The 21,551-nt window shown below is 63.6% G+C and carries 30 protein-coding genes and 1 tRNA gene; 15 read left to right on the plus strand and 16 right to left on the minus strand.

Translation table 11 applies throughout. The features are described 5' to 3' along the window. The first annotated feature begins 1 nt into the window (after position 1). Positions 2-835 (plus strand): SMP-30/gluconolactonase/LRE family protein, encoded by an 834-nt coding sequence (locus tag NKH49_RS13740; RefSeq protein WP_352615115.1) that lies wholly within the window; start codon positions 2-4, stop codon positions 833-835. 26 nt (positions 836-861) lie between these two features. Here NKH49_RS13740 and NKH49_RS13745 read toward each other — a convergent pair whose 3' ends face one another. Continuing rightward, positions 862-1,203: an antibiotic biosynthesis monooxygenase family protein gene (locus NKH49_RS13745; protein ID WP_352539894.1), complete on the minus strand. Its 342-nt coding sequence runs from the start codon at positions 1,201-1,203 to the stop codon at positions 862-864. Positions 1,204-1,373: 170 nt separating this feature from the next. Continuing rightward, positions 1,374-1,928, minus strand: a complete 555-nt coding sequence (locus tag NKH49_RS13750) for an EF-hand domain-containing protein (protein WP_352926398.1) — start codon at positions 1,926-1,928, stop codon at positions 1,374-1,376. Between the two features lie 133 nt (positions 1,929-2,061). Between NKH49_RS13750 and NKH49_RS13755 the strand changes: the two genes are divergently transcribed. Further along, positions 2,062-2,328: a DUF3606 domain-containing protein gene (locus NKH49_RS13755; protein WP_352455899.1), complete on the plus strand. Its 267-nt coding sequence runs from the start codon at positions 2,062-2,064 to the stop codon at positions 2,326-2,328. 36 nt (positions 2,329-2,364) lie between these two features. Here NKH49_RS13755 and NKH49_RS13760 read toward each other — a convergent pair whose 3' ends face one another. Both NKH49_RS13760 and NKH49_RS13765 read right to left on the minus strand, forming a co-directional pair. Further along, entirely contained in the window at positions 2,365-2,913 is a 549-nt protein-coding gene (locus NKH49_RS13760) for a DNA-3-methyladenine glycosylase (protein WP_352615109.1), read from the minus strand. Between the two features lie 101 nt (positions 2,914-3,014). Further along, positions 3,015-3,344 (minus strand): hypothetical protein, encoded by a 330-nt coding sequence (locus NKH49_RS13765; RefSeq protein ID WP_352615107.1) that lies wholly within the window; start codon positions 3,342-3,344, stop codon positions 3,015-3,017. A gap of 257 nt (positions 3,345-3,601) precedes the next feature. Here NKH49_RS13765 and NKH49_RS13770 point away from each other — a divergent pair, with 257 nt between their 5' ends. Both NKH49_RS13770 and NKH49_RS13775 read left to right on the plus strand, forming a co-directional pair. Next, complete coding sequence (locus tag NKH49_RS13770) at positions 3,602-4,120, plus strand: metallophosphoesterase (protein ID WP_352615152.1); 519 nt, start codon at positions 3,602-3,604, stop codon at positions 4,118-4,120. A 74-nt stretch (positions 4,121-4,194) separates the two neighbouring features. Then, the gene (locus tag NKH49_RS13775; RefSeq protein WP_352474772.1) at positions 4,195-4,509 is read left to right on the plus strand and encodes a hypothetical protein; all 315 of its coding nucleotides are present in this window, start codon (positions 4,195-4,197) and stop codon (positions 4,507-4,509) included. A gap of 106 nt (positions 4,510-4,615) precedes the next feature. On the opposite strand, the gene NKH49_RS13780 is transcribed toward NKH49_RS13775, so the two are convergent. The 5 genes from NKH49_RS13780 to NKH49_RS13800 form a co-directional block, all read right to left on the minus strand. Next, a complete protein-coding gene (locus NKH49_RS13780) occupies positions 4,616-4,849 on the minus strand; it encodes a hypothetical protein (RefSeq protein ID WP_352474765.1) in 234 nt (77 codons plus the stop codon). 38 nt (positions 4,850-4,887) lie between these two features. Next, positions 4,888-5,097: a hypothetical protein gene (locus NKH49_RS13785; protein ID WP_352474763.1), complete on the minus strand. Its 210-nt coding sequence runs from the start codon at positions 5,095-5,097 to the stop codon at positions 4,888-4,890. 274 nt (positions 5,098-5,371) lie between these two features. Further along, positions 5,372-6,361, minus strand: coding sequence for a DUF2332 domain-containing protein (locus NKH49_RS13790; RefSeq protein WP_352615105.1), 990 nt, complete (start codon positions 6,359-6,361; stop codon positions 5,372-5,374). A gap of 257 nt (positions 6,362-6,618) precedes the next feature. Further along, positions 6,619-6,695: transfer RNA gene (locus tag NKH49_RS13795), tRNA-Arg, on the minus strand. A 163-nt stretch (positions 6,696-6,858) separates the two neighbouring features. Next, positions 6,859-7,779, minus strand: coding sequence for a zinc-binding dehydrogenase (locus tag NKH49_RS13800; RefSeq protein WP_352501145.1), 921 nt, complete (start codon positions 7,777-7,779; stop codon positions 6,859-6,861). A gap of 202 nt (positions 7,780-7,981) precedes the next feature. Between NKH49_RS13800 and NKH49_RS13805 the strand changes: the two genes are divergently transcribed. Beyond that, positions 7,982-8,788, plus strand: a complete 807-nt coding sequence (locus NKH49_RS13805; protein ID WP_352474758.1) for an AraC family transcriptional regulator — start codon at positions 7,982-7,984, stop codon at positions 8,786-8,788. Positions 8,789-8,821: 33 nt separating this feature from the next. On the opposite strand, the gene NKH49_RS13810 is transcribed toward NKH49_RS13805, so the two are convergent. After that, on the minus strand, positions 8,822-9,712 hold the full coding sequence (locus NKH49_RS13810) for a D-alanyl-D-alanine carboxypeptidase family protein (protein WP_352615103.1): 891 nt from the start codon (positions 9,710-9,712) through the stop codon (positions 8,822-8,824). A gap of 247 nt (positions 9,713-9,959) precedes the next feature. On the opposite strand from NKH49_RS13810, the gene NKH49_RS13815 reads away from it, so the two are divergent. After that, positions 9,960-11,066: a hypothetical protein gene (locus tag NKH49_RS13815; RefSeq protein WP_352926318.1), complete on the plus strand. Its 1,107-nt coding sequence runs from the start codon at positions 9,960-9,962 to the stop codon at positions 11,064-11,066. A gap of 76 nt (positions 11,067-11,142) precedes the next feature. Continuing rightward, a complete protein-coding gene (locus NKH49_RS13820; RefSeq protein WP_352474754.1) occupies positions 11,143-11,763 on the plus strand; it encodes a nucleoside triphosphate hydrolase in 621 nt (206 codons plus the stop codon). Between the two features lie 43 nt (positions 11,764-11,806). On the opposite strand, the gene NKH49_RS13825 is transcribed toward NKH49_RS13820, so the two are convergent. The 4 genes from NKH49_RS13825 to NKH49_RS13840 all read right to left on the minus strand — a co-directional run bounded on the left by NKH49_RS13825 (position 11,807) and on the right by NKH49_RS13840 (position 14,539). Beyond that, positions 11,807-12,106, minus strand: a complete 300-nt coding sequence (locus NKH49_RS13825) for a hypothetical protein (RefSeq protein ID WP_352926321.1) — start codon at positions 12,104-12,106, stop codon at positions 11,807-11,809. Positions 12,107-12,230: 124 nt separating this feature from the next. Then, a complete protein-coding gene (locus NKH49_RS13830) occupies positions 12,231-12,935 on the minus strand; it encodes a glutathione S-transferase family protein (RefSeq protein WP_352615099.1) in 705 nt (234 codons plus the stop codon). Between the two features lie 136 nt (positions 12,936-13,071). Further along, positions 13,072-14,280, minus strand: a complete 1,209-nt coding sequence (locus tag NKH49_RS13835) for a beta-ketoacyl-[acyl-carrier-protein] synthase family protein (protein WP_352474750.1) — start codon at positions 14,278-14,280, stop codon at positions 13,072-13,074. A gap of 4 nt (positions 14,281-14,284) precedes the next feature. Continuing rightward, positions 14,285-14,539 (minus strand): acyl carrier protein, encoded by a 255-nt coding sequence (locus NKH49_RS13840; RefSeq protein WP_023677013.1) that lies wholly within the window; start codon positions 14,537-14,539, stop codon positions 14,285-14,287. Positions 14,540-14,762: 223 nt separating this feature from the next. Here NKH49_RS13840 and NKH49_RS13845 point away from each other — a divergent pair, with 223 nt between their 5' ends. From NKH49_RS13845 to NKH49_RS13865, 5 genes are read left to right on the plus strand one after another with little or no spacing between them, the layout of a single operon-like run. Further along, complete coding sequence (locus NKH49_RS13845) at positions 14,763-15,584, plus strand: urease accessory protein UreD (RefSeq protein WP_502907878.1); 822 nt, start codon at positions 14,763-14,765, stop codon at positions 15,582-15,584. 28 nt (positions 15,585-15,612) lie between these two features. Next, positions 15,613-15,915, plus strand: coding sequence for an urease subunit gamma (locus tag NKH49_RS13850; RefSeq protein ID WP_023677011.1), 303 nt, complete (start codon positions 15,613-15,615; stop codon positions 15,913-15,915). Between the two features lie 18 nt (positions 15,916-15,933). Continuing rightward, positions 15,934-16,191: a DUF1272 domain-containing protein gene (locus NKH49_RS13855; RefSeq protein ID WP_352492190.1), complete on the plus strand. Its 258-nt coding sequence runs from the start codon at positions 15,934-15,936 to the stop codon at positions 16,189-16,191. A 35-nt stretch (positions 16,192-16,226) separates the two neighbouring features. Continuing rightward, positions 16,227-16,820, plus strand: a complete 594-nt coding sequence (locus NKH49_RS13860; protein WP_352615150.1) for a HupE/UreJ family protein — start codon at positions 16,227-16,229, stop codon at positions 16,818-16,820. A 7-nt stretch (positions 16,821-16,827) separates the two neighbouring features. Continuing rightward, positions 16,828-17,133, plus strand: a complete 306-nt coding sequence (locus NKH49_RS13865; protein WP_023677008.1) for an urease subunit beta — start codon at positions 16,828-16,830, stop codon at positions 17,131-17,133. Between the two features lie 26 nt (positions 17,134-17,159). On the opposite strand, the gene NKH49_RS13870 is transcribed toward NKH49_RS13865, so the two are convergent. After that, positions 17,160-17,654 carry a hypothetical protein gene (locus NKH49_RS13870; protein WP_023677007.1) on the minus strand — a complete coding sequence of 165 codons (495 nt, stop codon included), beginning with the start codon at positions 17,652-17,654 and terminating at the stop codon, positions 17,160-17,162. A 126-nt stretch (positions 17,655-17,780) separates the two neighbouring features. Beyond that, on the minus strand, positions 17,781-18,164 hold the full coding sequence (locus NKH49_RS13875) for a hypothetical protein (RefSeq protein WP_352615095.1): 384 nt from the start codon (positions 18,162-18,164) through the stop codon (positions 17,781-17,783). 176 nt (positions 18,165-18,340) lie between these two features. On the opposite strand from NKH49_RS13875, the gene ureC reads away from it, so the two are divergent. The 3 genes from ureC (at position 18,341) to NKH49_RS13890 (ending at position 21,546) form a co-directional block, all read left to right on the plus strand. Beyond that, on the plus strand, positions 18,341-20,053 hold the full coding sequence (gene ureC, locus NKH49_RS13880; protein WP_502895709.1) for an urease subunit alpha: 1,713 nt from the start codon (positions 18,341-18,343) through the stop codon (positions 20,051-20,053). A gap of 8 nt (positions 20,054-20,061) precedes the next feature. Then, positions 20,062-20,838, plus strand: a complete 777-nt coding sequence (locus NKH49_RS13885; RefSeq protein ID WP_352615093.1) for a hypothetical protein — start codon at positions 20,062-20,064, stop codon at positions 20,836-20,838. Positions 20,839-20,952: 114 nt separating this feature from the next. Beyond that, positions 20,953-21,546 carry a hypothetical protein gene (locus NKH49_RS13890; protein WP_352474742.1) on the plus strand — a complete coding sequence of 198 codons (594 nt, stop codon included), beginning with the start codon at positions 20,953-20,955 and terminating at the stop codon, positions 21,544-21,546. Positions 21,547-21,551 lie beyond the last annotated feature (5 nt).

Consider the following 21,551-nt stretch of genomic DNA (forward strand, 5'->3'; position numbering starts at 1 on the left):
CATGGCAAAGCCGTTGCTCGAAATGTCGGCCGCGAGGGTCTTCTTCGATGGCATCTTCACCAGCCCGCGCATCGCCCATCCGGAAGGCGTGGCCATCCATCGCGACGGCTCGATCTGGTGCGGCACCGAAACCGGCGACCTGCTGCGCTTGGCCGCCGATGGCGGCTCGGTCGAACGCATGGGCGGTACGGAGGGCTTTCTGCTCGGCATCGCCTTCGATAGCGCGGGAAACTGTTTTGCATGCGATTTGAGACATTCGGCGATCTTTCGCTGGGATGCCGCGACGGCTGGTATGCAGCGCTTCGCCTCGGCCGGCATCCGCGTGCCGAACTATCCGATCGTCGACGAGACACGCGGCTGGCTCTACGTGTCGGACAGCCTCGGCGAAGACAACCGCTCCGGCATTTTTCGCTACGATTTGAAGACCGGCGAAGGCGGCCTGTGGTGCAGCGAGACCATGGCCTTCGCCAACGGCATGGCGATGGCGCCGGGTGGCGATGGGCTTTACGTCGTGGAAAGCCATGCGGCCTGCCTCAGCTATGTGCCAATCCGTGCCGACGGCACGGCAGGACCTCGCCAACTCGTCGTGGACGGCGTGAGCAACGTTCCCGATGGCGTCGCCTTGGCGCCGGACGGGTCGCTGTTCATCTCATGCTACGAGCCCAGCCGCATCTATCGTTGGCGAAAACACAGCGGGCTCGAGGTGCTGATCGAGGATCCGGCGGCAACGACGCTCGCCCACCCAACCAACATTGCCTTCAAGGGCGACAAGCTCTACACCGCAAATCTCGGCCGCTGGCACATCACCGAAATCGACTTGACGGCGATTTCCTAGATCGGGCCGAACCGGGCGGCGCTGCCCTATCCCAGCCGCCCGTGACTCGATCGGATGCGCAACACCTGCACCCGCGACGGCAGCTCGATCAGGAACTCTTCGTCCCGCTCGAGATGGTGGATTTTTGTCGGATCGCCGCCGGTGAGCGCCGCCATCGCCTCGACGTTTTCCCAATAGGAGATCGTCACGAATTCCGAATGGGTCGTCGTGTCCTCGCGAAAGGTCTGAACGCCCAGGGCCTTCTCGATCAGCGGCTTGATGCCGGCCTCGTAATTGTAACTCTCATAGGCATCCGCCTTTTCAGGCACGGTTCTGCCGCGCCAGATACGAGCGATGGTCGGGGATTTCTCTGTAGCTTTCTCTGTCATGGCCAATGAATTCCTGCTGGTCTGATTGGTCCGCGGCGTTCGGCAAGGCCAGCCAAGGAACGCATCTCCCCGGCTGGCAGCCTGGTATCCAGTTGCCGGCGACTTTTTATCCTCCCCGGCCGACGAGCTCGCGCTGCCCCAGACAGGCCTCCTGCCGACCGGTAGGAGACTTACTCCTGATCCTCGGCGCCGCCTCCGTGGAAGAAGGACCGGATTTCCTGCATGTCGACGCTGCCGTCACCGTCCTCATCGACGGCGTTGAATATTCGCCCGACGAAATCCTGGACTTCGCTCTGAGAAAGCGCGCCATCGCCGTCCGCATCTACTATGGCGAACATCATTCGCATCTTCGCGCCATGCATCCCGCGTGGAATGCCGCCGCGCCCTCCCATCTCCCACCCTCGCTCAGGCGGGCCCATCCTGTAGCCGCGATGCCAGCGGTCGGGACCTCGCCGTTCCTCCCGGGGCGCGCGATCTTCCTGCATTCTCTCCTCCAGCATCTCAGTCATCATCTGGCGCATCATATCGCGCATGGCATCCTGGCTCTGCCCGCTCATTGCGGGCGACTGTTCGGCGCCACGATCCGGCGCCGGCGCGGCGGGCGCAGGTGGGCTCGTCTGGCCGAATGCCGGCGCGGCCAACATGGCCAGCGCCGCAGCAATTACAGTGGTTTTGCTTGCGAGCGTCATCGTAATCTCCATCGTGTGAATTGTGGGCCGCTGCATCCAAGCCAAACCGGCTGCTCGCCTCATGGTTCCTGGGCAGTCCGGCTCGACGGCGCAAAAGTCCGCCTGGTCGCGGCAACGAAAGCCGCTTGCTCACGTTGCCATTGATGCAAAGCTCCACCAGGAGGAAAAAATGGCCGACGATAAGAGCAAGCGAGATTTCCGCGAGCGCGACCGCGTTGCTGCGGAAGACGACCGTGAAGTCGAGTATTTTGCCCAACAGAACGGCGTCACGGCCGACCAGGTCCGCCAGCTGATCAAGAGCTTCGGCAATGATCGCGGGCGCCTGACCGTAGCTGCGAAGGCATTGCGAGGGATTTCACCTGCCGGAGCCGACGAGGTGACCAGGGAAGCCCGCCAGCAGGCGACACCCATGCATCTCGGCAAACCCGACGAGTGATGCCGGGGGGCAACTGCTCTGCCGCTGCCGCGGGCATCAGAACTTGCGGCTCAAATAGTCCGAGCCGCGCAGTCCGAACCGCCACTCGGCATCGACAGCCTTGGAAATGCCGATCCGGCGGCCTGTCAGAACGGCGCCGGCTTCGCTCGGCGGCCTGAATTCGAATGGCGGCAGGTCCAGCGGCAGCCCGTCATAAGATTTGTCGATAGCCAGCGCCTGGCAAAGGCGGCCCGGTCCCGAGCAAAGCAGCCGGGGATCGTCAACGCGGCGATTGGCCCGCATCACCTCCAGCCCTAATCGCGGTTCGATTGCGCGGATAAGCACGGCACTGCCGGGCAGGCACACGGCATTGAGGCACCAATGCAGGCCATAGGAGCGATAGACATACGCGCTGCCCGGGGCGCCGAACATTGCGCCGTTGCGCACCGTCCTGCCACCGAAAGCATGCGAAGCCGGGTCATCCGGGCGATAGGCCTCGGTCTCGACGATGCTGCCGCCAACGCCGTGCAAAAGCAGCGAGGCGCCAATCATGTCGCGCGCCACGATGGTGGCGTCACGGGCAAAGAATTGATGGTTCGTAGCCAACGTGCACCGGACTGATCGCGCCTGGACCTGGCGCGACAACAAATTCTCGGACCGGAAGCAAAATGTCCAGCCACTGCGCCGCGGGTCTGGAACGGCTGTATTCAGCGCAGCATGGCCGCGCCGATGAAAACTGCAGCGGCCAGCACGACGATGGCGGCAATCACCATGACTGGCCCATATCTGCTCGGTTGGACGTCGGGCTCATCCGTCAGCGGGCGCATCGCATTGGCATAGCTCGCCTGGTTGGTAAACTTCGGCGTTTCATGGCGCGCGGCAGGGCTCTTCGGCGGAGCGTTGCCGGCGGATTCCGCGTCCGTTTCCATGGGAGCCGCAGCCGGATCGATGCCCGGGGTCTTGTCCCCTTCGCGCCCGGCGTCGATATCGCCCCGCGCCTGAGCCGGGCTTCGCCCAAGAGGTGCTGCGTCGGTCATCGTCGAGGTCCTTTCAGAGCATCGGCCTCAAGCATTCTAACCTGCGTCTCATTTCAAAGTTCCCCCGTTTCAAAATTCCCCGGTTCAAAGTTCCCCGGTTCAAAGTTCCCCCGTTTCAAAGTGCCAACGAGCGGAAACCGCCTGGGCCTGCTTCCAGGAACAACCGGCGATCGAGCGGGTTGAGCAAGCATCGGGAGAGCAACATGGACTTGGTGCGCCACGCGCCCAGATCGGCAGTTCGAAACAGGCTCCAGCGCATGATCTACTTCACCGCCGACACGCATTTCAGCGACCCGCGCATTTTGCGCATCGACCGCCGCCCGTTCGGCTCGCTGGCGGAACATGACCGGTCGCTCGTTGCGTTCTGGAACGAGACTGTCGGGCCGGACGACGAGGTCTGGCATCTCGGCGATTTTGCCAGGGGATCGGCCGCGTTCGTGTCGTCGCTTCTGGCGTCTCTTCATGGCAGCAAGCATTTGATCATCGGCAACAACGATGCTGCGGCCACCATCGAGGCCACAGGTTGGGCGAGCACGCAACACTACAAGGAGCTGGCGCTCGACGGCAGTCTGCTGATCCTTTGTCACTACCCTTTTCGCACCTGGAACCAGATCGGCAGGAAATCGATCGACCTGCATGGCCATTCCCACGGCAGGCTGACCCCGGTCACGCGCCAGTATGACGTCGGCGTCGACAGCTGGGATTTTCGTCCGGTCACGCTGACCACCATCCTTGCCAGCCGCGGCCGAAGGGCGGCGCGAGCAAAACCCGGCTGAAAGCGGCTGGCCGCAACCGGAACCTCTGCGCAGCTGAGGCGTTCGAAAATTGCAAGGCGTAAAGGCAAAACGCAATGGCTCAGAAGATCACGACAGGCGCGAACGACCGGCCGCGCAATGAAACCATCGGCCAATCCGGCGAAGGCCTGCCGGACGACAGCAGCAGGCCGCTCGAGGTCGACGAAGGCTGGGTCGCCCGGCTGAGAAACAAGCTGCAGGGCAACCCCCGGCAAGCCGCTCAGACCAACACGGACGAAGTCCCCGCAGGCACTCCAGGCGCTGGCGAGAATATTTGCCGCCGCTGTGCAGGGTCAGGCATGATCGACGGCCGCACCTGCCCCGAATGCGGCGGAACCGGCAAGGTGATGACGCCGATAGGCGGAGGCTGAGCAATTCCAGGAAAAGTGTGAAGCGGTTTTCCGTCCGGTATTTGCGTCAAACAATAAGATAGACAGGTTCTGCGTTTCCGCGGAACGATGAACCGTCCAGCGCCGGTCAGATCGCCGGCACCCACTTCCAGAACACGCCCTCCTTGCGGTCGGGGTAATGCTTGAACTCGCATTCGAAGCGCCAGCCATAGTTCTTGGCGGTGGCAAGCGCCTCTTTGCTGACCGGGTTCATGCCGGTTCCCGGCGCAAACCAGTCCTCCAGCAAGTCGTCGGGGATATAGGCGCCGATCCTCAAAGGCAGCTTTTCGAGGACGACATCCATTTCAGGTGGTGCAGGCACGGGGGCGCTCCTTTGAAACCTACCCGCAAAGAAGCCGTTTAACGCCAAGCGGGTTCATTCTTCTGTTCATAGTCCTGGAACGCCTTCTGGAGACCGCCGATCACCTCGGCGGACGTCTCGAACATCGCCTTCAGCTGCGGCTCATCGACCTTCTCGATGTCCTCGCGAAGGTGCTGCTTCACCTCCTCCAACTTTTTCTGCATTTTCTGCGTGTGGTGGCGCGGATCGCGGTCGGCAGCGCTAGTCATGATCAATCTCCAATTTGTGGATCTCGGAGAACTCGCCCGGCTCTGAGGATCGACAGGCGGGTTTGCAGCGTAAACGGCTTGCCGATAGCTGTGGTTCCCGACTGCGGATGCGGTCTTCGCGCGCCCAACGCGCTGTTCCTGGGTTCAACCGCCCGGTAGCAAGTCCGAAGGGCGCTTGCCGCGAATTCAAGACGCAAGCAGTGGCAGACGAGCATTGATGAAACTGAGAACTGATGGCGTCTCTGGCCAAGGACGGCAATCCACGACCTATAGCCTACGCCTCGTCCGCGATCCATTCGAGCGAGGCGCCATGCGGGTCAGTCCAAGCTACAGGGGAGCCGTTCGCAGATAGGAGGAAGCGGCCAGGCGGCCAGCTTGTTCCGGCGCGTGTGGCGATGGACGGGAAGACGCGAGGGAACTCGTTCGATACCCAATAAGGCGAGAGACGCATCGCCTGCTCGGCGAAAGCTTCTCTGTCACCAAGGTCGGAGACATAGTCGAGGACGGCTGTGTGAAAGATGACGAGTGTAGCGTTGTTTGGCGCTTCGTTGCAGAGTTGCACGAGGTCGCTCCCGCGCAGGTCGCCCTTCACCACCCGAGGCTTGACTGTGGCAGCGATCTTTAGGGCCGCCCGCAGATTGGCAAGCCGTGCTGTCTGTTCCGGCCAGACCAGTGTCTCAAGCCATGCGACTTGCGAGTCGTCCGAAGCATCTATCGGGCTCAGGTCCAATCCAGCCCGCCAGACGACTTGCGGCAAGGCCGTCGGCAATGGCGTTGTTTCGCTAGCGAGGCATCGGAAGACAGGCGGCTCCAAGGCCATTGCAGGTGCGAGGATCACCTTGCGTCCGTAGTCATAGCCGTAGAGGTCGGGCATGAGGCAGAGCCCTGCGGAGGTCCCGACCTCGATGAGGGCCAGCGGCTGCGGCAAACGCGCCAGGACGGGGAGCAGGGTGGCGCATCTTCCCGGCTCGTTGGTTTGCGTTGAGCGCTCGAGCATGAGCGAGCGGATAGCGTCGGGATTAGCCTGAAGCGCCTGGCGAAGCTCGGTCCACCCTGTTGGCGTGCCGAACAAGTGACGCACCGCTGCAAGTAGAAGGTTCGGTTGCCGCTTTAGGTCCGGAAGAGTCGACAGGAAACCGAGCGCCTCCCGATCCCCAGCGACTGCCCGAGCCAACTCCTCGTAGAGCGGCGAGCGACCGCGAGCTTCCGTACCGGCGAAGCGAATATATCGGGCTGAGATCTCGGCCAAGCCCTCCTCGTCCATATCCGCTGATCCTCGGTCCCGACGTCCCATCACAATACACGATCCACGGATCTGATTGGACCAGGCCACGGCGTTTTTACACAGGCTTGACCCCAGCGGACTTGCCGCGGTCGCCTACTTAACCGTTGCGTTATGAGGTCGTACGCAATCCAAAATCTGGGGAACTGTCCCTAATTGGTGTCTCACCCAGGGATGCGGTCCACCATGTCTCCGGTATAAACCGCAACCCATGTCTCCGGGTTGGACAATTTGAGATTTGGCGCACCCGACAGGATTCGAACCTGTGACCTCTGCCTTCGGAGGGCAGCGCTCTATCCAGCTGAGCTACGGGTGCTTTCAGGATCGGTGATCCCAAAAACGAACCAGCCGGTAAACCGGCCAGCCACGGCTTCTTAGCGGAAGCAGGCGCCGGCTTCAACGGGCAATCGCCAGCGGGCTCAAACTGCCGTAGCAGCCCGGGGGAGACAGACACCGTCCCGTCCGCCGCCACCGCCTGCTCATTCGGTCACGGTAAGCACCGCCTTGCCGCTGATGCTGCGCTGCCGCAGCGCGTCGAGGGCTTGACCGACGTCCCGCCACGGCACGGTGAGGACCACCCGCGTTTCGAGCCGGCCGGCTGCGATCGGCGCGAGCAGCGAGGCGATGTCGGCGCCTACCTCCGGACCAGAAGCGTAGTAGGCGAAGGTCTGCAGCCGCGCACCTTCGTGCCCCGGAACGAACTGGCGGAAGCCGATGGGCGTGAGTTCGCCGCGGCTCGAGCCGAACATGACGACGGTCCCGCCGGGCGCGATCCGTTCGATCGCGTGGGCGAGGCTATCGCCGCCCACCGATTCGGTAATCAGCGAGAACAGTCCTTCGGTCAGCTCGATCGTTTCGACGACCCGCTCGGCTCCGAGGCCGCGGAGATCGTCGGCATGCCGTTCAGCGGCGACCGCCACCACCGACGCGCCCTGCTGGCGGGCGATCTGGATCTGGAAACGGCCGACCGCGCCGCTTGCGCCGGTAATCAGGACCCGCTGGCCGGCCAGGTCGCCGCCGAGGCGCAGGGTCCGCAGCGCGGTCGTGCCCGCGACCGGAACAGTGGCGGCGGAGACGAAGCTGACGTCGTCCGGCAGGACGGCGAGGTGGTCGGTCGGAACGGCGACCCGTTCGGCCCACCCGGCCTCGTCGACCAGAGCCGCAACCCGGGCGCCGACGGCCGGCCCGGAGCCGTCGGCCGCGGCGCGCTCGACAATTCCGGCGACGTCCTGGCCAGGCACCCAGCCGTTCGGACGGATGTTGAGCAAGCGCAGTTCGCCGCGGTTCAGCGAGACTGCCCGGACCGAGACCAGCGCCTCATGCGGGGCGGGCTCGGGCTCACCAAGCTCGGCGAGCCGCAACCCGGTGGCGCTGTCGGAAGATGTGACCAAGGCGAGCATTGGTATCGTCCCTTCTTGCTGCGTGGCGGACGCCAGCCTGTTTTCGTGCGCCGGGCTTGTTGGTCCGACGTTCAGAACGCAAGCAGGGCATGACTAAATGGAAGTCCGCCTGTCGGCTTCTGAGTTACTCATCCCTAAACTATCGACTTTCCTGTTTGAGTAATTTAGATATCTTGGCAGTCGATCGCTAAAAACAGTCAATGTGAGACAGCCGCTCCGCTACCCCTGGCCTTTCGATCCGGATGACGTCCTCGCCCCGGCAATCGCCGTGCGCGTTGACGTTACCGAAACCGGGGCGGAGGTGCCGGACCACCACCACCGCAAGGGGCAACTCGTCTTCGCGCTGGGCGGCGGCGTCACATGTCGCGTCCCCAGCGGTCTGTGGATGGTGCCGCCGCATTGCGCGGTGTGGATTCCCGGCGACATGGAGCACAGCAATATCGCGACCGCCAATGCCCGGATTTTCTTCGTCTATATCGAACCGGGAGCTGCCGACCTGCCGGACCGGTGCTGCACGCTTTCGATCACGCCGTTGCTGCGCGAGCTCATCATAGAGCTGACGGATCGCGTTGAGGACGATGACGCGAGGGGCGAGCTCCTGACCAGGGCTCTGCTCACCGAACTGCCGCGCATGCCTGTCCAGCAGCTGCATTTGCCGATCTCGTCCGAGCCGCGCTTGAGGCGCATCGCGGCGGCGTTGGCGCAAGATCCTGCCGATCGCAGCACCCTGGCGGAATGGGCCAGTCGCGTCGCGCTCAGCGAGAGCAGTCTCGCACGTCTCGTGGTGAAGGAGACAGGGCTGACCTTCGGGCGCTGGCGCCAGCAACTGCACCTGATCGTCGCAATGCGCGAGCTGGCCTCCGGCGCCAGCGTGCAGCAGGTTTCGGCCGATCTCGGTTACGAATCGGTCACCGCCTTCATCACCATGTTCAAGAAAGCGCTTGGCAAGCCGCCGGCAAAGTATCTCAGCAGTGTCGCGCAAAACGGCGGCTCTGCGTTTGTCGCCTGAACCCGCACGCGGTCAACACTCGGACTTCAACTATCACTGCTCCTCGGGATACAGCAGCCGCGTCTTTGCCTCGGAGGTCGGCAACAGGCTGCGCTGGATCAGCGCCTCGACGTGGTCGTTGCGCTGGCGCGCGCTGTCGGCGCCCATCACCACGATGATCAGCCTGTGCCCGTCCGCATTATAGGAGGTGACGATGTTGAAGCCCGAAGCCCTGATGTAGCCGGTCTTGATGCCGTCGACCCCGCGCACCCGGCCGAGCATGTCATTGTGGCCGCGCACCAGCCTGCCGCGGAACATGAAGTCGCTTTCAGAGAAATAGTGGAAATGCTGCGGGAAGCGGGCGTGCAGCGCCATGCCGAGCACCGCCATGTCGCGCGCGCTCGTGTGCTGGTCGCCGTCCGGCAGGCCCGAGGCGTTGCGGAACACGGTGCTGCTCATGCCGATCTGGCGCGCCTTGGCGGTCATCATGCCGGCGAACGCCTCTTCGCTGCCGCCGAGATATTCGGCAACGGCGACCGCCACGTCATTGGCCGATTTGACGATGATGGCGCGGATCGCCGAATCGACGTCGATGGTCTCGCCGCGCCTGAACCGCAGCTTGGTCGGCGGCTGCCGGGCGGCGTTGTCCGACACCGGAATTTGCGTCTCCTTGCTGATGCGGCCCTGGTCCAGCGCCTCGAACAGGAGGTAGAGCGTCATCATCTTGGTCAGCGACGCCGGATAGCGCGGCGCCGTCGAGTTGACCTCGAACAGCGTCTTGCCGGTGCCGGCATCGATGACCATGGCGGCATATTTCTGCGGCGGCGCCGGTACCGCCAGCACGCTGTCGGGCGGCGTGACAGTCGTGCAGCCGGCAGCAAACAGCAGCAGCGCCAGCACAGCGACGCATTTGTGGATGGACGAAAAGAACCGGAAGGCGGACAAGTCAGTTCCGAAGGCAGGCAGTTTCTGAGACGAGGCGAAGCTATCTTAACGCAAAGGCACAGTCCATTTGGTTAATATCGGTCTGGCCCTCGAACGGTGCCCTGTCCACAGGCCGACGTGGCGCCGCCTGATGTGAATTGCCGGCCACCGCGCTTGCGCAACCGGCGGCGAGTGGGCTTTGCTGGCGCCGACAGAATCGGGCCGCCAGAATCGGGCTGGCAGAATCGGGCTGAATCGGTAGGTGCACATGGATACGGTCACGATCACGGCGAAGGGCATTTCGGTATCGGTCGATCTTGCCGTCGGCCATCTCGCCGACATGACGGTCGATATCGATGGCCGCCGGCTGAAGCCGCTGCATCGCGCACCCTGGGTCGGCGAGCCGCGCGAGATGCTGCCGAAAGACCTGCCTGAAGGGACGGTCCACCTGTCCGGCGATTTCCTCTGCGCGCCGTTCTCGATCAGCGACGTCGAAGCGGCACCTTTGCATGGCTGGCCGGCAAATAGCCGCTGGGACGTGGTCGACAGCGCGGCAACGGCCGACGGCTGGCGCGCCGTCTTCCGCTTGCAGCGCCCGGTCATGGGCGCAACCGTCGACAAGATCCTGACCTTGCGCGACGATCATCCCTTTCTCTATCAGGAGCACGTCTTTTCCGGCGGCGCCGGCGCCATTCCCGTCGCCCACCACCCGATGACGGTGATGACGGCCGGCGGCAGGCTGGCCTTCTCGCCCAAGCGCCTTGCCGCAACGCCGAGTGAGGCGCCGGAGCCCGATCCGGCCCGCGGCCGCTCGTTGCTCGCCTACCCGGCGCGAACCGCCGACCTGACGCGCTTTCCCGTCGCCAACGGCGGCACGATTGACCTGACCGCCTATCGCATGGACCAGCTGCGTGAGGACTTCGTGACGCTGGTCGAGGCCGATCATGGCGGGCCGGGCTGGACGGCGCTGGCGCGCCAGGCGGAAGCCGATCTCGTGCTGGTGCTGAAGAACCCGGCCGAACTGCCGGTCACCATGCTGTGGGTCAGCAATGGCGGGCGCGATTATGCGCCATGGAGTGGCCGCCACCGCGGCGTGCTCGGCATCGAGGACGGCCGCACGGCCGTCGGCCACGCCGCATCGCTCGGCGACAATTGGCTGAAGCGCGAAGGCGTGGCGACCGCCTTTGCCCTTTCCGAAGGGCGCCGCTTTTCGTTCCGCCATGTCATCGGCGCACTGCCATGGCCATCCGGCGAGCCGCCGCACGACGTCACGACCTCGCCGGGCCGCATGCGCATCCTGGCGGCTGACGGTGCCGTGCGCGACATCGGCTTCGACCGCGATTTCCTGCGGATCGGCCAATCCAGGCCCGATTGAAGGCTTGGCACAAGCCGGCGTTTGAAATTTTCAAAAACTGCCGCCAAAATGCGCCAGGACCATCTTATGGATGCCAATGTCAGAAATCGCCCACATCGCTGCTGTCATTTTCAAACGCGCCGGCAAGGCACCGCGCTTCATCGTTGCCATTGCCGGTCCGCCCGGCGCCGGCAAGTCGACATTGTCGACAGGCTTGCACGACCTGCTGCCGGAAGGCACGGCGGAAGTCGTGCCGATGGATGGCTTCCATTACGATGACGTCGTTCTCGATCGACGCGGCCTTCGCGCGCGAAAAGGTGCTCCGGAAACCTTTGATTTTGCCGGCTTCGAAGCGCTGCTGAAGCGCATCCGCGCCGGCGAGCCGGATATCGCCATCCCGGTCTTCGACCGCAGCATGGAGCTGTCGCGCGCCGCCGCTGCGATCATCGCCGCCGACGCCAAATTCATCCTGGTCGAAGGCAATTATCTGCTGCTCGACGAAGAACCTTGGACGCGGCTGGCGCCGCTGTTCGACTTCTCGATCTTCGTCGATGTGCCGCGCGCCGAGCTCGAGCGCCGACTGCTGGAGCGATGGCACGAGCACGGCCGCTCCGACGAGGACGCGCGCGCCTGGATTGCTTCCAACGACATGCCGAACATTGATCGCGTGCTTGCTCGTCGGCGGCCCGCTGACCTGGTGGTCGGTGAACAGGCCTGATCTGTAAGGACTATTGGGCCGGAACCTTAACACTTTCAGGCCGTTATCCCGAACACGGCAATTGTGCCGCATGAGGGAACGGTTCGATGGAAACCATGGCAAAAAAGCCTGCGCCCGCCAAGGGCAGGGCAACACGATCAAAAGCCACTCGAGTGAAAACCAGCGCCGGCCCGGCAGCAGCGGCCCGCTCCAAGGATGCGGCAAAGCCCAGCTTTGGCAAGGCGGCGCCGAAAAAGGTGATGCCTGCCGCGGCCAAAGCCGCTGCACCCAAGCCCAAAAGATCGGCAAGCAGCAGAGGATCGATCGCAGGCAGCGCAATGCGCACTGTTAAAGCAACGGCCAATGTCGCCGCCGGTGCCGTGCTTGCCACCGCCAAAGGTGCGGCGTCGCTTGCTGCTTCCGTAGTCGGCAAGGGCGGCTCAAAGCCCCGGACCAAGGCAAAATAGCCGAGCGGAATCGACGTAAGATCAGCTTCTGGCCGGAATGGTGAGGCCCCTCTGCACCGCCGGTCGGGCGAGGCCACGCTCCAGCCATGCGCCCACGCTGGGGAAATCGTCGAAACCGACGAGTTCCCGCGCCTCGTAGAAGCCGATCAGATTGCGCACCCACCCAAGCATCGAAATATCGGCGATCGTGTAATCGTCGCCCATGATCCAGTTGCGGCCCTTGAGCCTCGTTTCGAGGACGCCGATCAGCCGTCGCGACTCGTCGCGATAACGTTCCAGCGGGCGCTTGTCGGCGATTTCGCGCCCAGCGAATTTGTGGAAGAATCCGACTTGGCCGAACATCGGCCCGATCGAAGCCATCTGGAAGAACACCCACTGGATCGTCTCATAACGCAGCGTCGCGTCTGCCGGGACCAGCTGGCCGGTCTTGTCGCTGAGGTAAAGCAGGATGGCACCGGATTCGAACAAGCCGATCGGCTTGCCGCCCGGGCCGTCCGGATCGATCATCGCCGGTATCTTGCCGTTCGGGTTCAAAGACAGGAATTCCGGGGTCCAGCTCTCGTTCTTGCCGATATCGACGGCATGCGGCTCGTAAGGCAGGCCAAGTTCCTCCAGCGCGATCGATATCTTCACCCCGTTCGGCGTCGGAAACGAATAAAGCTGGATGCGGTCGGGGTGGCTCGCCGGCCAGCGCCTGGCAATCGGAAACGCGGACAGATCGGTCATCGAAACTCCTGGTAGGGGACCGCGCCGAGCGGCACGGTCATGGCGGGTCGCAGAGAGTTAGGCGCGACGCCTGGCGCGATCAATATGCGCATGGAAAGTTTCGCCGGCCCCGGTGAAGGACCCGCAAGGGGTGCGGTCACACGGCCTTTACCGCCAGCACCGCATTGGTGCCGCCGAAGGCGAAGCTGTTGCTGATCGCGGTGCGCACAGTGCGTTCGCGCGCCACGTTCGGCGTGATGTCGAGATCGCAGTCGGCGTCGGCTTCCCGATAATTGGCGGTCGGCGGCACGATGCCTTCGCGGATCGCCATCACGCAGGCGATCATTTCCAGCGCGCCGGAGGCGCCGAGGCAGTGGGCGTGCATCGATTTGGTCGAGGACACCGAAAGCTTGTAGGCATGGCCGCCGAACACGCGTTTGATCGCCGCCGTCTCGATCTGATCGTTGGCCTTGGTGCCGGTGCCATGCGCGTTGAGATAGTCGACGTCCTCGGGATTGAGCCCGGCATCGACGAGGCAGAAGCGCATCGCCGCCTCAGGCCCTTCGATGGTTGGCGCGACGATATCGGAGGCGTCGGCGGAAAGGCCGACGCCGGCGATTTCGGCAAGGATGGCGGCGCCGCGCGCCATGGCATGCTCATATGTTTCCAGCACCACCATGCCGGCGCCTTCGCCGAGCACGAGCCCCTGGCGGTCGCCCGAAAACGGCCGGCAGGTGTCCGGCGACAATACCCGCAGGGCCTCCCAGCCCTTGAGGATGCCCCAGACCAGCGGCGCATCGGTGCCGCCGGCGACCATGACGTCGGCCCGGCCGAGCCTGATCTGATCGACCGCCGAGGCAATGGCGTGGTTGGATGACGAGCAGGCAGAGGTGATGCCGAACACCGGCCCGCGCAGACCAAGATTCATGCTGACATGGCCGGCTGCAGCGCCCGGCATTACTTTCGGGACGGTGAAGATGCCGGCGCGGTTCTTGCCTTCGAGCAGGATGGCGCGATAGTTCTCTTCGATTGCCTCCCAGCCGCAGACGCCGACGCCGACGATGGTGCCCATCCGGTAGGTGTTGGCCGCGTGCGGGTTCAATCCCGCCTGCTGTGCCGCCTCCCGCGCGGCGATCGTCGCCAGAAGGCTGAAGCGGTCCATCGACACGACCTGCTTGCGGTCGATGCCGTGCTCGGGAAGCGCCTTGATTTCGCAGCCGACCTTGACCTTCAGATCATGCAGCAGCGGATTGTCGATCGCGCCGATTGCCGAACGGCCGGCGCGCATTTCATTCCAGATTGCCGATGCATTGGTGCCGAGCCCGCATAATCCGCCGATGCCCGTGATGACGACGCGCTTGTGCATTCAGTCAGGCTTTTTTCGCGATCAGCGCGCGAACCGCCTCGACCATGTCGCCGACATTCTTCAGATTGCTCCAGGCATCGACAGTGTTCATCTCGATTTCGATGCCATACTCTTCCTCGAGATCGAAGATGATCTCCGTCAGTTCCAGCGAATGGATGCCAAGGGCGGTCAGTTCGGTACTGGTGGTGATTTCCTCGCCGCCCGGCTCGGCATGAGCCTTGATCTTGGCGATGATATCGTTTGCCAGCTGGTCAGCCATTCGGTTTCTTCCCCAACTCTGTCGTTTCCCGACGCCAACTGATCAGCGCCCCTTTTGTCCTCGATTACGTCGTCATCGTCGCCTTTTACCCCCGCCAGGCGCCGGTGACCGTACCAAGGTGGCTCCCTCTATAGAAACCGAAACGCTGTCAAGCAACAAGCTATATATCGACAAAGCCGCCGCAGTGCTTAACGTTGGCGTCGTGGATACGATCGCATATAGCTTGACTTCAGTGCCGGCGGCCCAGCGTGTTGCCGGCGTCGCGCGGCTTGGCTGCGACTGGAACGGGGGCCGCACGCGTCTTCGGCGTCTGTACCAGGACGGTTCGGCCAAGATCCGCATGCCGGCGGTCTCGGCCGATCCGCTCGAAGCCGTCCTGATCAACACCGCCGGTGGGCTGACCGGTGGCGACCGTCTCGCCTGGGAGGTCGATGTCGGTGCCGGCGCCTCCGCAACCATAACAACGCAGGCCTGCGAGAAAATCTATCGCGCCGCGTCCGACCGCGCCGAAGTGCGGGTGCAGCTGACTGTCGGGGAAGACGGCCACATTGCCTGGCTGCCACAGGAAACCATTGTCTTCGACCGCTCGGCCTTTGCCCGCAGCCTTGACGTGGAGCTTGCCAGCGGAGCCGAGGCGCTGATCCTGGAGGCTACCGTCTTCGGCCGCCTGGCCATGGGTGAACGGGCTTCGCAAGGCCATTTCCACGACCGCTGGCGCGTCCGCCAGGACGGGGCGCTGGTCCATGCAGAGGAGTTCCGCATCGGGCCGGACATTGCGGCCACCTTGAACCGTCCCGCAGCGGCCGGCGGTGCCGTCGCCGTGGCGACGCTGCTGATGGTGTCGCCACGGGCAGAGGCTTTGCTCGAGCCGACCCGGGGCATAGTCGGCGGCCAGGGCGGCGTCAGTTTCTGGAGCGTGCGGAAATCTGGCAAGCTTCTTGCGAGGCTGTTCGCTGAGGACGGCTACCAGCTCCGCAAGCGGCTGGTGCCGCTTGTCGAATTGCTCAACGGACGGGCGGGCCTGCCCAAATTATGGTCACTCTGATTTCGATTGTGCCACCGCAGGGAAAAGCATGAATCTGACGCCGAGGGAGAAAGACAAGCTGCTGATCGCCATGGCGGCGATCGTGGCCCGCAAGCGGCTCGAACGCGGCGTCAAGCTCAATCATCCGGAAGCGATCGCGCTGATCACCGATTTCGTCGTCGAGGGTGCCCGCGACGGCCGCGCGGTCGCCGAGCTGATGGAGGCCGGCGCCCATGTCGTCACCCGGGCCCAGGTGATGGAAGGCATTGCAGAAATGATCCACGATGTGCAGGTCGAGGCGACGTTTCCAGACGGCACCAAGCTGGTGACCGTGCACGAGCCGATCAGATAACACCGCCAAGGAGAGGAAATGCTTGAGCTGCGTCCCAACTGCGAGTGCTGCGACAAGGATCTGCCGCCCGACGCGACGGATGCGGTGATCTGCACCTTCGAATGCACCTTCTGCGCCGACTGCGCACAAAACGTGCTCGGCGGCGCCTGTCCGAATTGCGGCGGCAACTTCTCGGCCCGCCCGATCCGTCCGGCAGCGCTGCTGAAGAAATATCCGGCCTCCACCAAGCGCGTCCTCAAGGCAGAGGGCTGCGGTCCGGCCCGCAAGGCAGCGTGAGAGGGATGATGATCTCAAAGATGGAAGGCACGCCGATGATCCCCGCTACGATGAAACGCTCAACGCTGTCGGCGGTCCTGTTGCTGGCGGCAGCAATGCCAGCCTATGCCCATGTCGGCGTCGGCACGGTTTGGTCCTTCACCGCCGGCTTCTCCCACCCGCTCTCCGGCCTCGATCACATGACGGCGATGATTGCCGTCGGGCTATGGGCCGCGCTCAAGGGCGACAAAGCGATCTGGGCATGGCCGCTGGCCTTCGTAAGCGTCATGCTGGCCGGCGGCGTGCTTGGCATGCTGCATGTGCCGATGCCTTTCGTCGAGCCGGCGATACTGGCGTCCGTCGTGGCACTCGGGCTGCTGGTTGCGCTCGCCGTCGATCTTCCTGTCTCGGCCGGCGTCGCCGTCATCGGCCTGTTCGCGCTGTTCCACGGCTATGCCCATGGCACCGAGGTGCCTGAGAATGCCGGCGGACTCGGCTATATGGCGGGCTTTGCCGTTGCCACGGCACTGCTCCACGCCGTCGGCATCGCGGCCGGTCTCGGCCTCGGCTGGCGCTTCCGCGGGCTTGCCCGCGCCGCTGGCGCCGCTTGTGCCGCGATTGGCGCCGGCCTCGCTTTCGGCGTCGTGTGAGGCCGCGATGATCCCCGGCGAAATCATCACGGCAAGCGGCGAGATCGAACTGAACAAGGGTCTGGCGACGGTCACCTTGAAGGTAGCCAACAGCGGCGACCGGCCGATCCAGGTAGGCAGCCATTATCATTTCTTCGAGACCAATGAGGGACTGAGATTCGATCGCGACAAGGCCCGCGGCATGCGCCTCGACATCGCTGCCGGCACCGCCATGCGTTTCGAGCCCGGCCAAGAGCGCGACGTTACCCTGGTGCCGTTCGGCGGCAAGCGCGAGGTCTACGGATTTCAGCAGAAGATCATGGGCGCGCTGTGAGATCGAAGGCGTCGAGCAGTTTCGGCTCAGCCGGGCGGCTTGGCCGCCGCATAGATGACGACCTTTCCCGGATCGTCGAATTCCACCGCCAGAACGTCCTCGGTTTGCACTCGCCGCGAATCGATGGCGTTGAACAGCAATGCGTTCGCCTCGATCTCCTTGCGCAGCTCGGCGATGTCGTCCCGATGTTGCCTGACCTTGTTTTCGATCGCCGGCGGCGGGCCGCCTTCGGTGCGCGCGGCATCGGTAAGAAACACGATATCGACCTTGTCGAGCTTGGATGTCTTGCGCACGGCGGCGATGTTTTCACGCGTGCGGTCGATCGCCGAACTGACCTTGCCGGCTTCCGCATTTGTCTGGGTCTCTTCCTGGCCGACCTCCGAGCCGACGATCCGGTTGACGGTCTCGGCGCTGTCGAGGCTCTGCGCGTTCAGCGCGGCGTGCGGAATGCTGGCTGCCAGAAACGCGGTCGCGGCAATCCCATGCAGCCATCTGGTGTCGGAGAAGGTGGTGATCGCCATCGCTCGTTCTCAGGGTCCTTTTCGAGGCTCGTGTCAGGGCGACAGGACCGAAACGCAACGTCCCCCGTGAAGGTTCCCTTTGCGACGCGGCGGGCTGGCCGGGCGCCGGCCCGCCGCCTCGTCTCGTCAGCTCGCTTTCTTGGTGATCAGCGTCAGCGCGCCATTGGTGCTCATGCTGGCGGCGATCACCTGCGCCGAGGTGAGCCCCTTGGCTTCGAGCGCGGATTTGACCTGCGGTGTCGCGTCGATCGAGCCGCGCAGTTTCTGCAGGTCGGCATCGCTGCGCTTGGCGATGACCTCGTTGACCTTGGCTTGAGTGTCCGCGGGCAGATCCTTGATATCGACGACGTTGATCGCGTGGATGGTGGGCGCCTGCGGCTGCGCCCCGGGCGTGGCAGGAGCAGGCGCGGCCGGCGCCGGACTGGGCTGCTGCGCGGGCTGTTGCTGGGCGCTGGCGGCGGTTGCGAGCACCAGCGTGGCGGCGGCTGCCAGAAGGGTCGTTTTGTGCATGGATGTTCCTTTCCATCGATTGGCAAATTGTGGTTTTGGGGTGGCCCGGCCACCTCAAACGCTAAATGGGATCGGAAAGTGTCGCTCAGCGGGTCATTGCGTGACCATAGGATGGCGATGTGGGGCCCGGCTTCGACAAGCGGTATTTTCGGGCTGTATTTCGGGAGCAATTGCTGATGGCTAAAATCACCCGCGCCGCCTATGCGCAGATGTACGGCCCGACCGTCGGCGACAAGGTCCGGCTCGCCGACACCGAGCTGTTCATCGAGGTCGAAAGGGATCTCACTCTTTACGGCGAGGAGGTGAAGTTCGGTGGCGGCAAGGTCATCCGCGACGGCATGGGCCAGAGCCAGGTGTCGCGCGCGCAAGGCGCGGTCGACACCGTCATCACCAATGCGCTGGTCGTCGATGCCACCGCCGGTATCGTCAAGGCAGATATCGGCCTCAGGGACGGCCGTATCGCCGCGATCGGCAAGGCCGGCAATCCGGATACCCAAGGCGGCGTCACCATCATCATCGGTCCCGGCACCGAGATTATCGCCGGCGAGGGCAAGATCCTGACCGCCGGCGGCTTCGACGCGCATATCCACTTCATCTGCCCGCAGCAGATCGAGGAAGCGCTGATGTCGGGCATCACCACCATGCTCGGCGGCGGCACCGGCCCGGCGCACGGCACGCTGGCCACCACCTGCACGCCTGGGCCGTGGCATCTGGCGCGCATGATCCAGTCTTTCGACGCCTTCCCGATGAATATCGGCCTGTCGGGCAAGGGCAACGCGTCGCTGCCCGCCGCGCTCGAGGAGATGGTGCTTGCCGGCGCCTGCTCGCTGAAGTTGCACGAGGACTGGGGCACGACGCCGGCTGCAATCGACTGCTGCCTGTCGGTTGCCGACGATTACGACGTGCAGGTAATGATCCACACCGACACGCTGAACGAGTCCGGCTTCGTCGAAAACACGGTCGCGGCGATCAAGGGCCGCACCATCCATGCCTTCCACACCGAAGGCGCCGGCGGCGGCCACGCGCCTGATATCATCAAGGTCTGCGGCCTGCCTAACGTCATTCCGTCCTCGACCAACCCGACACGCCCCTACACGATCAACACGCTGGCCGAACACCTCGACATGCTGATGGTCTGTCACCATCTGTCGCCGTCGATCCCCGAAGATATCGCCTTTGCCGAGAGCCGCATCCGCAAGGAAACCATCGCCGCCGAAGACATTCTGCACGACATCGGCGCCTTCTCGATCATCTCGTCGGACAGCCAGGCCATGGGCCGTGTCGGCGAAGTGGCGATCCGCTGCTGGCAGACCGCCGACAAGATGAAGCGGCAGCGCGGTTCGCTGCCGCAGGAGACCGGCGACAACGACAATTTCCGCGTCCGCCGCTACATCGCCAAATACACCATCAATCCGGCCATCGCGCATGGCCTGTCGAAGGACATCGGCTCGGTGGCGGTGGGAAAACGCGCCGACCTCGTGCTGTGGAATCCGGCCTTTTTCGGCGTCAAGCCGGACATGGTGCTGATCGGCGGCATGATCGCCGCCGCCCCGATGGGCGATCCCAACGCCTCGATCCCGACGCCGCAGCCGATGCATTACCGGCCGATGTTCGGGGCCTACGGCAAGGCGATGACCAATTCGTCGGTGACCTTCGTTTCGAAGGCCGCGCTCGACGCCGGCCTGCGCGGCAGGCTCGGCGTCGACAAGCAGATGGTCGCGGTCGAAAACACCCGCGGCGGCATCGGCAAGCATTCGATGGTGCTCAATGACGCCACGCCGCATGTCCAGGTCGACCCCGAAACCTATGAGGTCCGGGCCGACGGCGAACTCTTGACCTGCGAGCCAGCAACCGTGCTACCGATGGCGCAAAGGTACTTTTTGTTTTGAGGTGATGCGTGTTCTGGCGCACAAGCTCCCCGCTGGACGCCGACGACGAGGAGTGGCAGCTCGATTGCTGGGGTTGGCTGCTCAGGCATTTCGGCGGGGCAGCCGCGCTGCGCAAACGTTCGCTGATCTTGCCAACACGAGCATTTTTCACCCCCTCTGAAGAACAGGGGCACGCCGCTGCATCGCACTATTTCGGGCAGGTGGCGGCATATTTTGGCATCGATGCGACCCGCTTCAATCTCGTGCCACAGGAAGATTCAATCGATCCGGTTTTGGGACCGCTTCAGGTCCTTCAGGACGCGCCGCGGGAGCCTGCCGGGACCTTCTCCGTGTCCCGGGGCGGTGCCATGACAATCACCTACAATCCGGCGATCGTTCCCAAGCCCATGAAGCTCATTGCGACGTTCGCGCATGAGATTTGTCATCCATTGCTGTTCTCGGTGCCTGAAGAACCGCCGGGCGGCACCGAGATGGAGGAGTTCGCAACCGATCTCGCGGTCACCTTCTTCGGCTTTGGTATCTTCAATTCCAACACTGCGGCGAGTTTCACTCAGTACCGCGACACCGCCACCGGCACGCAAGGCTGGTCCTTCGAGCGACAAGGCTATCTGTCGCCAGCGGAACGCGCCTTTGCGCTGGCGCTGTTCATCCAGGCGCGCGGTCAGGGAATACAGGACGCGCGCGAGTATCTGGATTCCGGGCCGTTGGCCTATTTTCGCAAGGCAACGAAGTATCTGGCGCAGACGCCATCCATTTCATCCGATCTGCTTGCGGCGCACCAATAGCCAAGGTCTCAACGGACTCAAGATTCGAACGGCAGGTCAGCGCAGCAGAAACCGGTTTTCACTTTTCAGATCACAATCTAGAACGCCAAATGTAGAACATGCCGCGCCAGGCCTATGGACCAGCAACTCCCCTACGCCCACGACATTTTCCCGCATATCCGCATCGTCCTGGGCATGGTGATCGGCCTTGGCGTCACACGGCTGCTGTCGGGGCTCGCCCGCATCGTCCAGCATCCCGGCCAGTACCGGCTCTATCCCGTGCACCTCGCCTGGGTTGCGTCGGTGCTTTTGATGCTGGTGCATTTCTGGTGGTGGGAGTTCGGTCTGTTCCAGATCGAGAATTGGACCTTCGGCAAATACCTGTTCATCATCTTCTACGCCGTCACGCTGTTTTTGCTTTGCGCGCTGCTGTTTCCGGATTCGATGCTGGACTACACCAGCTATGAGGATTTCTTCTATTCGCGCCGGGCCTGGTTCTTCGGCCTGCTGGCGGCGACCTATCTGCTCGACGTGATCGATACGCTGCTGAAAGGGCCGGAGCATTTCGCCCATTTTGGCGTCGAATACCTGATCCGCACGCCGGTTTTTGTCGCGCTTTGCGTCATTGCGATCCTGCTGCGCGACCGCCGCTTTCACATCGCCTTTGTCGCCGGCGCGCTCGTCTATCAGATATCGTTCATCCTGCGGCTCTTCGACACGATCGTCTGAGCCCC

This window comes from Mesorhizobium sp. M1088 (genome assembly GCF_040318575.1).
Lineage (GTDB): Bacteria > Pseudomonadota > Alphaproteobacteria > Rhizobiales > Rhizobiaceae > Mesorhizobium.

What these genes read in the sequence shown, in the direction of transcription:
- NKH49_RS13820 (WP_352474754.1), top strand. Translation starts at nt 11,143, where the DNA reads ATGTCAGAAATCGCCCACATCGCTGCTGTCATTTTCAAACGCGCCGGC.
- NKH49_RS13830 (WP_352615099.1), bottom strand. Translation starts at nt 12,935, where the DNA reads ATGACCGATCTGTCCGCGTTTCCGATTGCCAGGCGCTGGCCGGCGAGC.
- NKH49_RS13870 (WP_023677007.1), bottom strand. Translation starts at nt 17,654, where the DNA reads ATGGCGATCACCACCTTCTCCGACACCAGATGGCTGCATGGGATTGCC.
- NKH49_RS13785 (WP_352474763.1), bottom strand. Translation starts at nt 5,097, where the DNA reads ATGACTAGCGCTGCCGACCGCGATCCGCGCCACCACACGCAGAAAATG.
- NKH49_RS13765 (WP_352615107.1), bottom strand. Translation starts at nt 3,344, where the DNA reads ATGACCGACGCAGCACCTCTTGGGCGAAGCCCGGCTCAGGCGCGGGGC.
- NKH49_RS13850 (WP_023677011.1), top strand. Translation starts at nt 15,613, where the DNA reads ATGAATCTGACGCCGAGGGAGAAAGACAAGCTGCTGATCGCCATGGCG.
- NKH49_RS13865 (WP_023677008.1), top strand. Translation starts at nt 16,828, where the DNA reads ATGATCCCCGGCGAAATCATCACGGCAAGCGGCGAGATCGAACTGAAC.
- NKH49_RS13755 (WP_352455899.1), top strand. Translation starts at nt 2,062, where the DNA reads ATGGCCGACGATAAGAGCAAGCGAGATTTCCGCGAGCGCGACCGCGTT.
- NKH49_RS13875 (WP_352615095.1), bottom strand. Translation starts at nt 18,164, where the DNA reads ATGCACAAAACGACCCTTCTGGCAGCCGCCGCCACGCTGGTGCTCGCA.
- NKH49_RS13800 (WP_352501145.1), bottom strand. Translation starts at nt 7,779, where the DNA reads ATGCTCGCCTTGGTCACATCTTCCGACAGCGCCACCGGGTTGCGGCTC.
- NKH49_RS13750 (WP_352926398.1), bottom strand. Translation starts at nt 1,928, where the DNA reads ATGCAGCGGCCCACAATTCACACGATGGAGATTACGATGACGCTCGCA.
- NKH49_RS13840 (WP_023677013.1), bottom strand. Translation starts at nt 14,539, where the DNA reads ATGGCTGACCAGCTGGCAAACGATATCATCGCCAAGATCAAGGCTCAT.
- NKH49_RS13775 (WP_352474772.1), top strand. Translation starts at nt 4,195, where the DNA reads ATGGCTCAGAAGATCACGACAGGCGCGAACGACCGGCCGCGCAATGAA.
- NKH49_RS13835 (WP_352474750.1), bottom strand. Translation starts at nt 14,280, where the DNA reads ATGCACAAGCGCGTCGTCATCACGGGCATCGGCGGATTATGCGGGCTC.
- NKH49_RS13790 (WP_352615105.1), bottom strand. Translation starts at nt 6,361, where the DNA reads ATGGACGAGGAGGGCTTGGCCGAGATCTCAGCCCGATATATTCGCTTC.
- NKH49_RS13860 (WP_352615150.1), top strand. Translation starts at nt 16,227, where the DNA reads ATGATCCCCGCTACGATGAAACGCTCAACGCTGTCGGCGGTCCTGTTG.
- NKH49_RS13815 (WP_352926318.1), top strand. Translation starts at nt 9,960, where the DNA reads ATGGATACGGTCACGATCACGGCGAAGGGCATTTCGGTATCGGTCGAT.
- NKH49_RS13770 (WP_352615152.1), top strand. Translation starts at nt 3,602, where the DNA reads ATGATCTACTTCACCGCCGACACGCATTTCAGCGACCCGCGCATTTTG.
- NKH49_RS13740 (WP_352615115.1), top strand. Translation starts at nt 2, where the DNA reads ATGGCAAAGCCGTTGCTCGAAATGTCGGCCGCGAGGGTCTTCTTCGAT.
- NKH49_RS13890 (WP_352474742.1), top strand. Translation starts at nt 20,953, where the DNA reads ATGGACCAGCAACTCCCCTACGCCCACGACATTTTCCCGCATATCCGC.
- NKH49_RS13855 (WP_352492190.1), top strand. Translation starts at nt 15,934, where the DNA reads ATGCTTGAGCTGCGTCCCAACTGCGAGTGCTGCGACAAGGATCTGCCG.
- NKH49_RS13745 (WP_352539894.1), bottom strand. Translation starts at nt 1,203, where the DNA reads ATGACAGAGAAAGCTACAGAGAAATCCCCGACCATCGCTCGTATCTGG.
- ureC (WP_502895709.1), top strand. Translation starts at nt 18,341, where the DNA reads ATGGCTAAAATCACCCGCGCCGCCTATGCGCAGATGTACGGCCCGACC.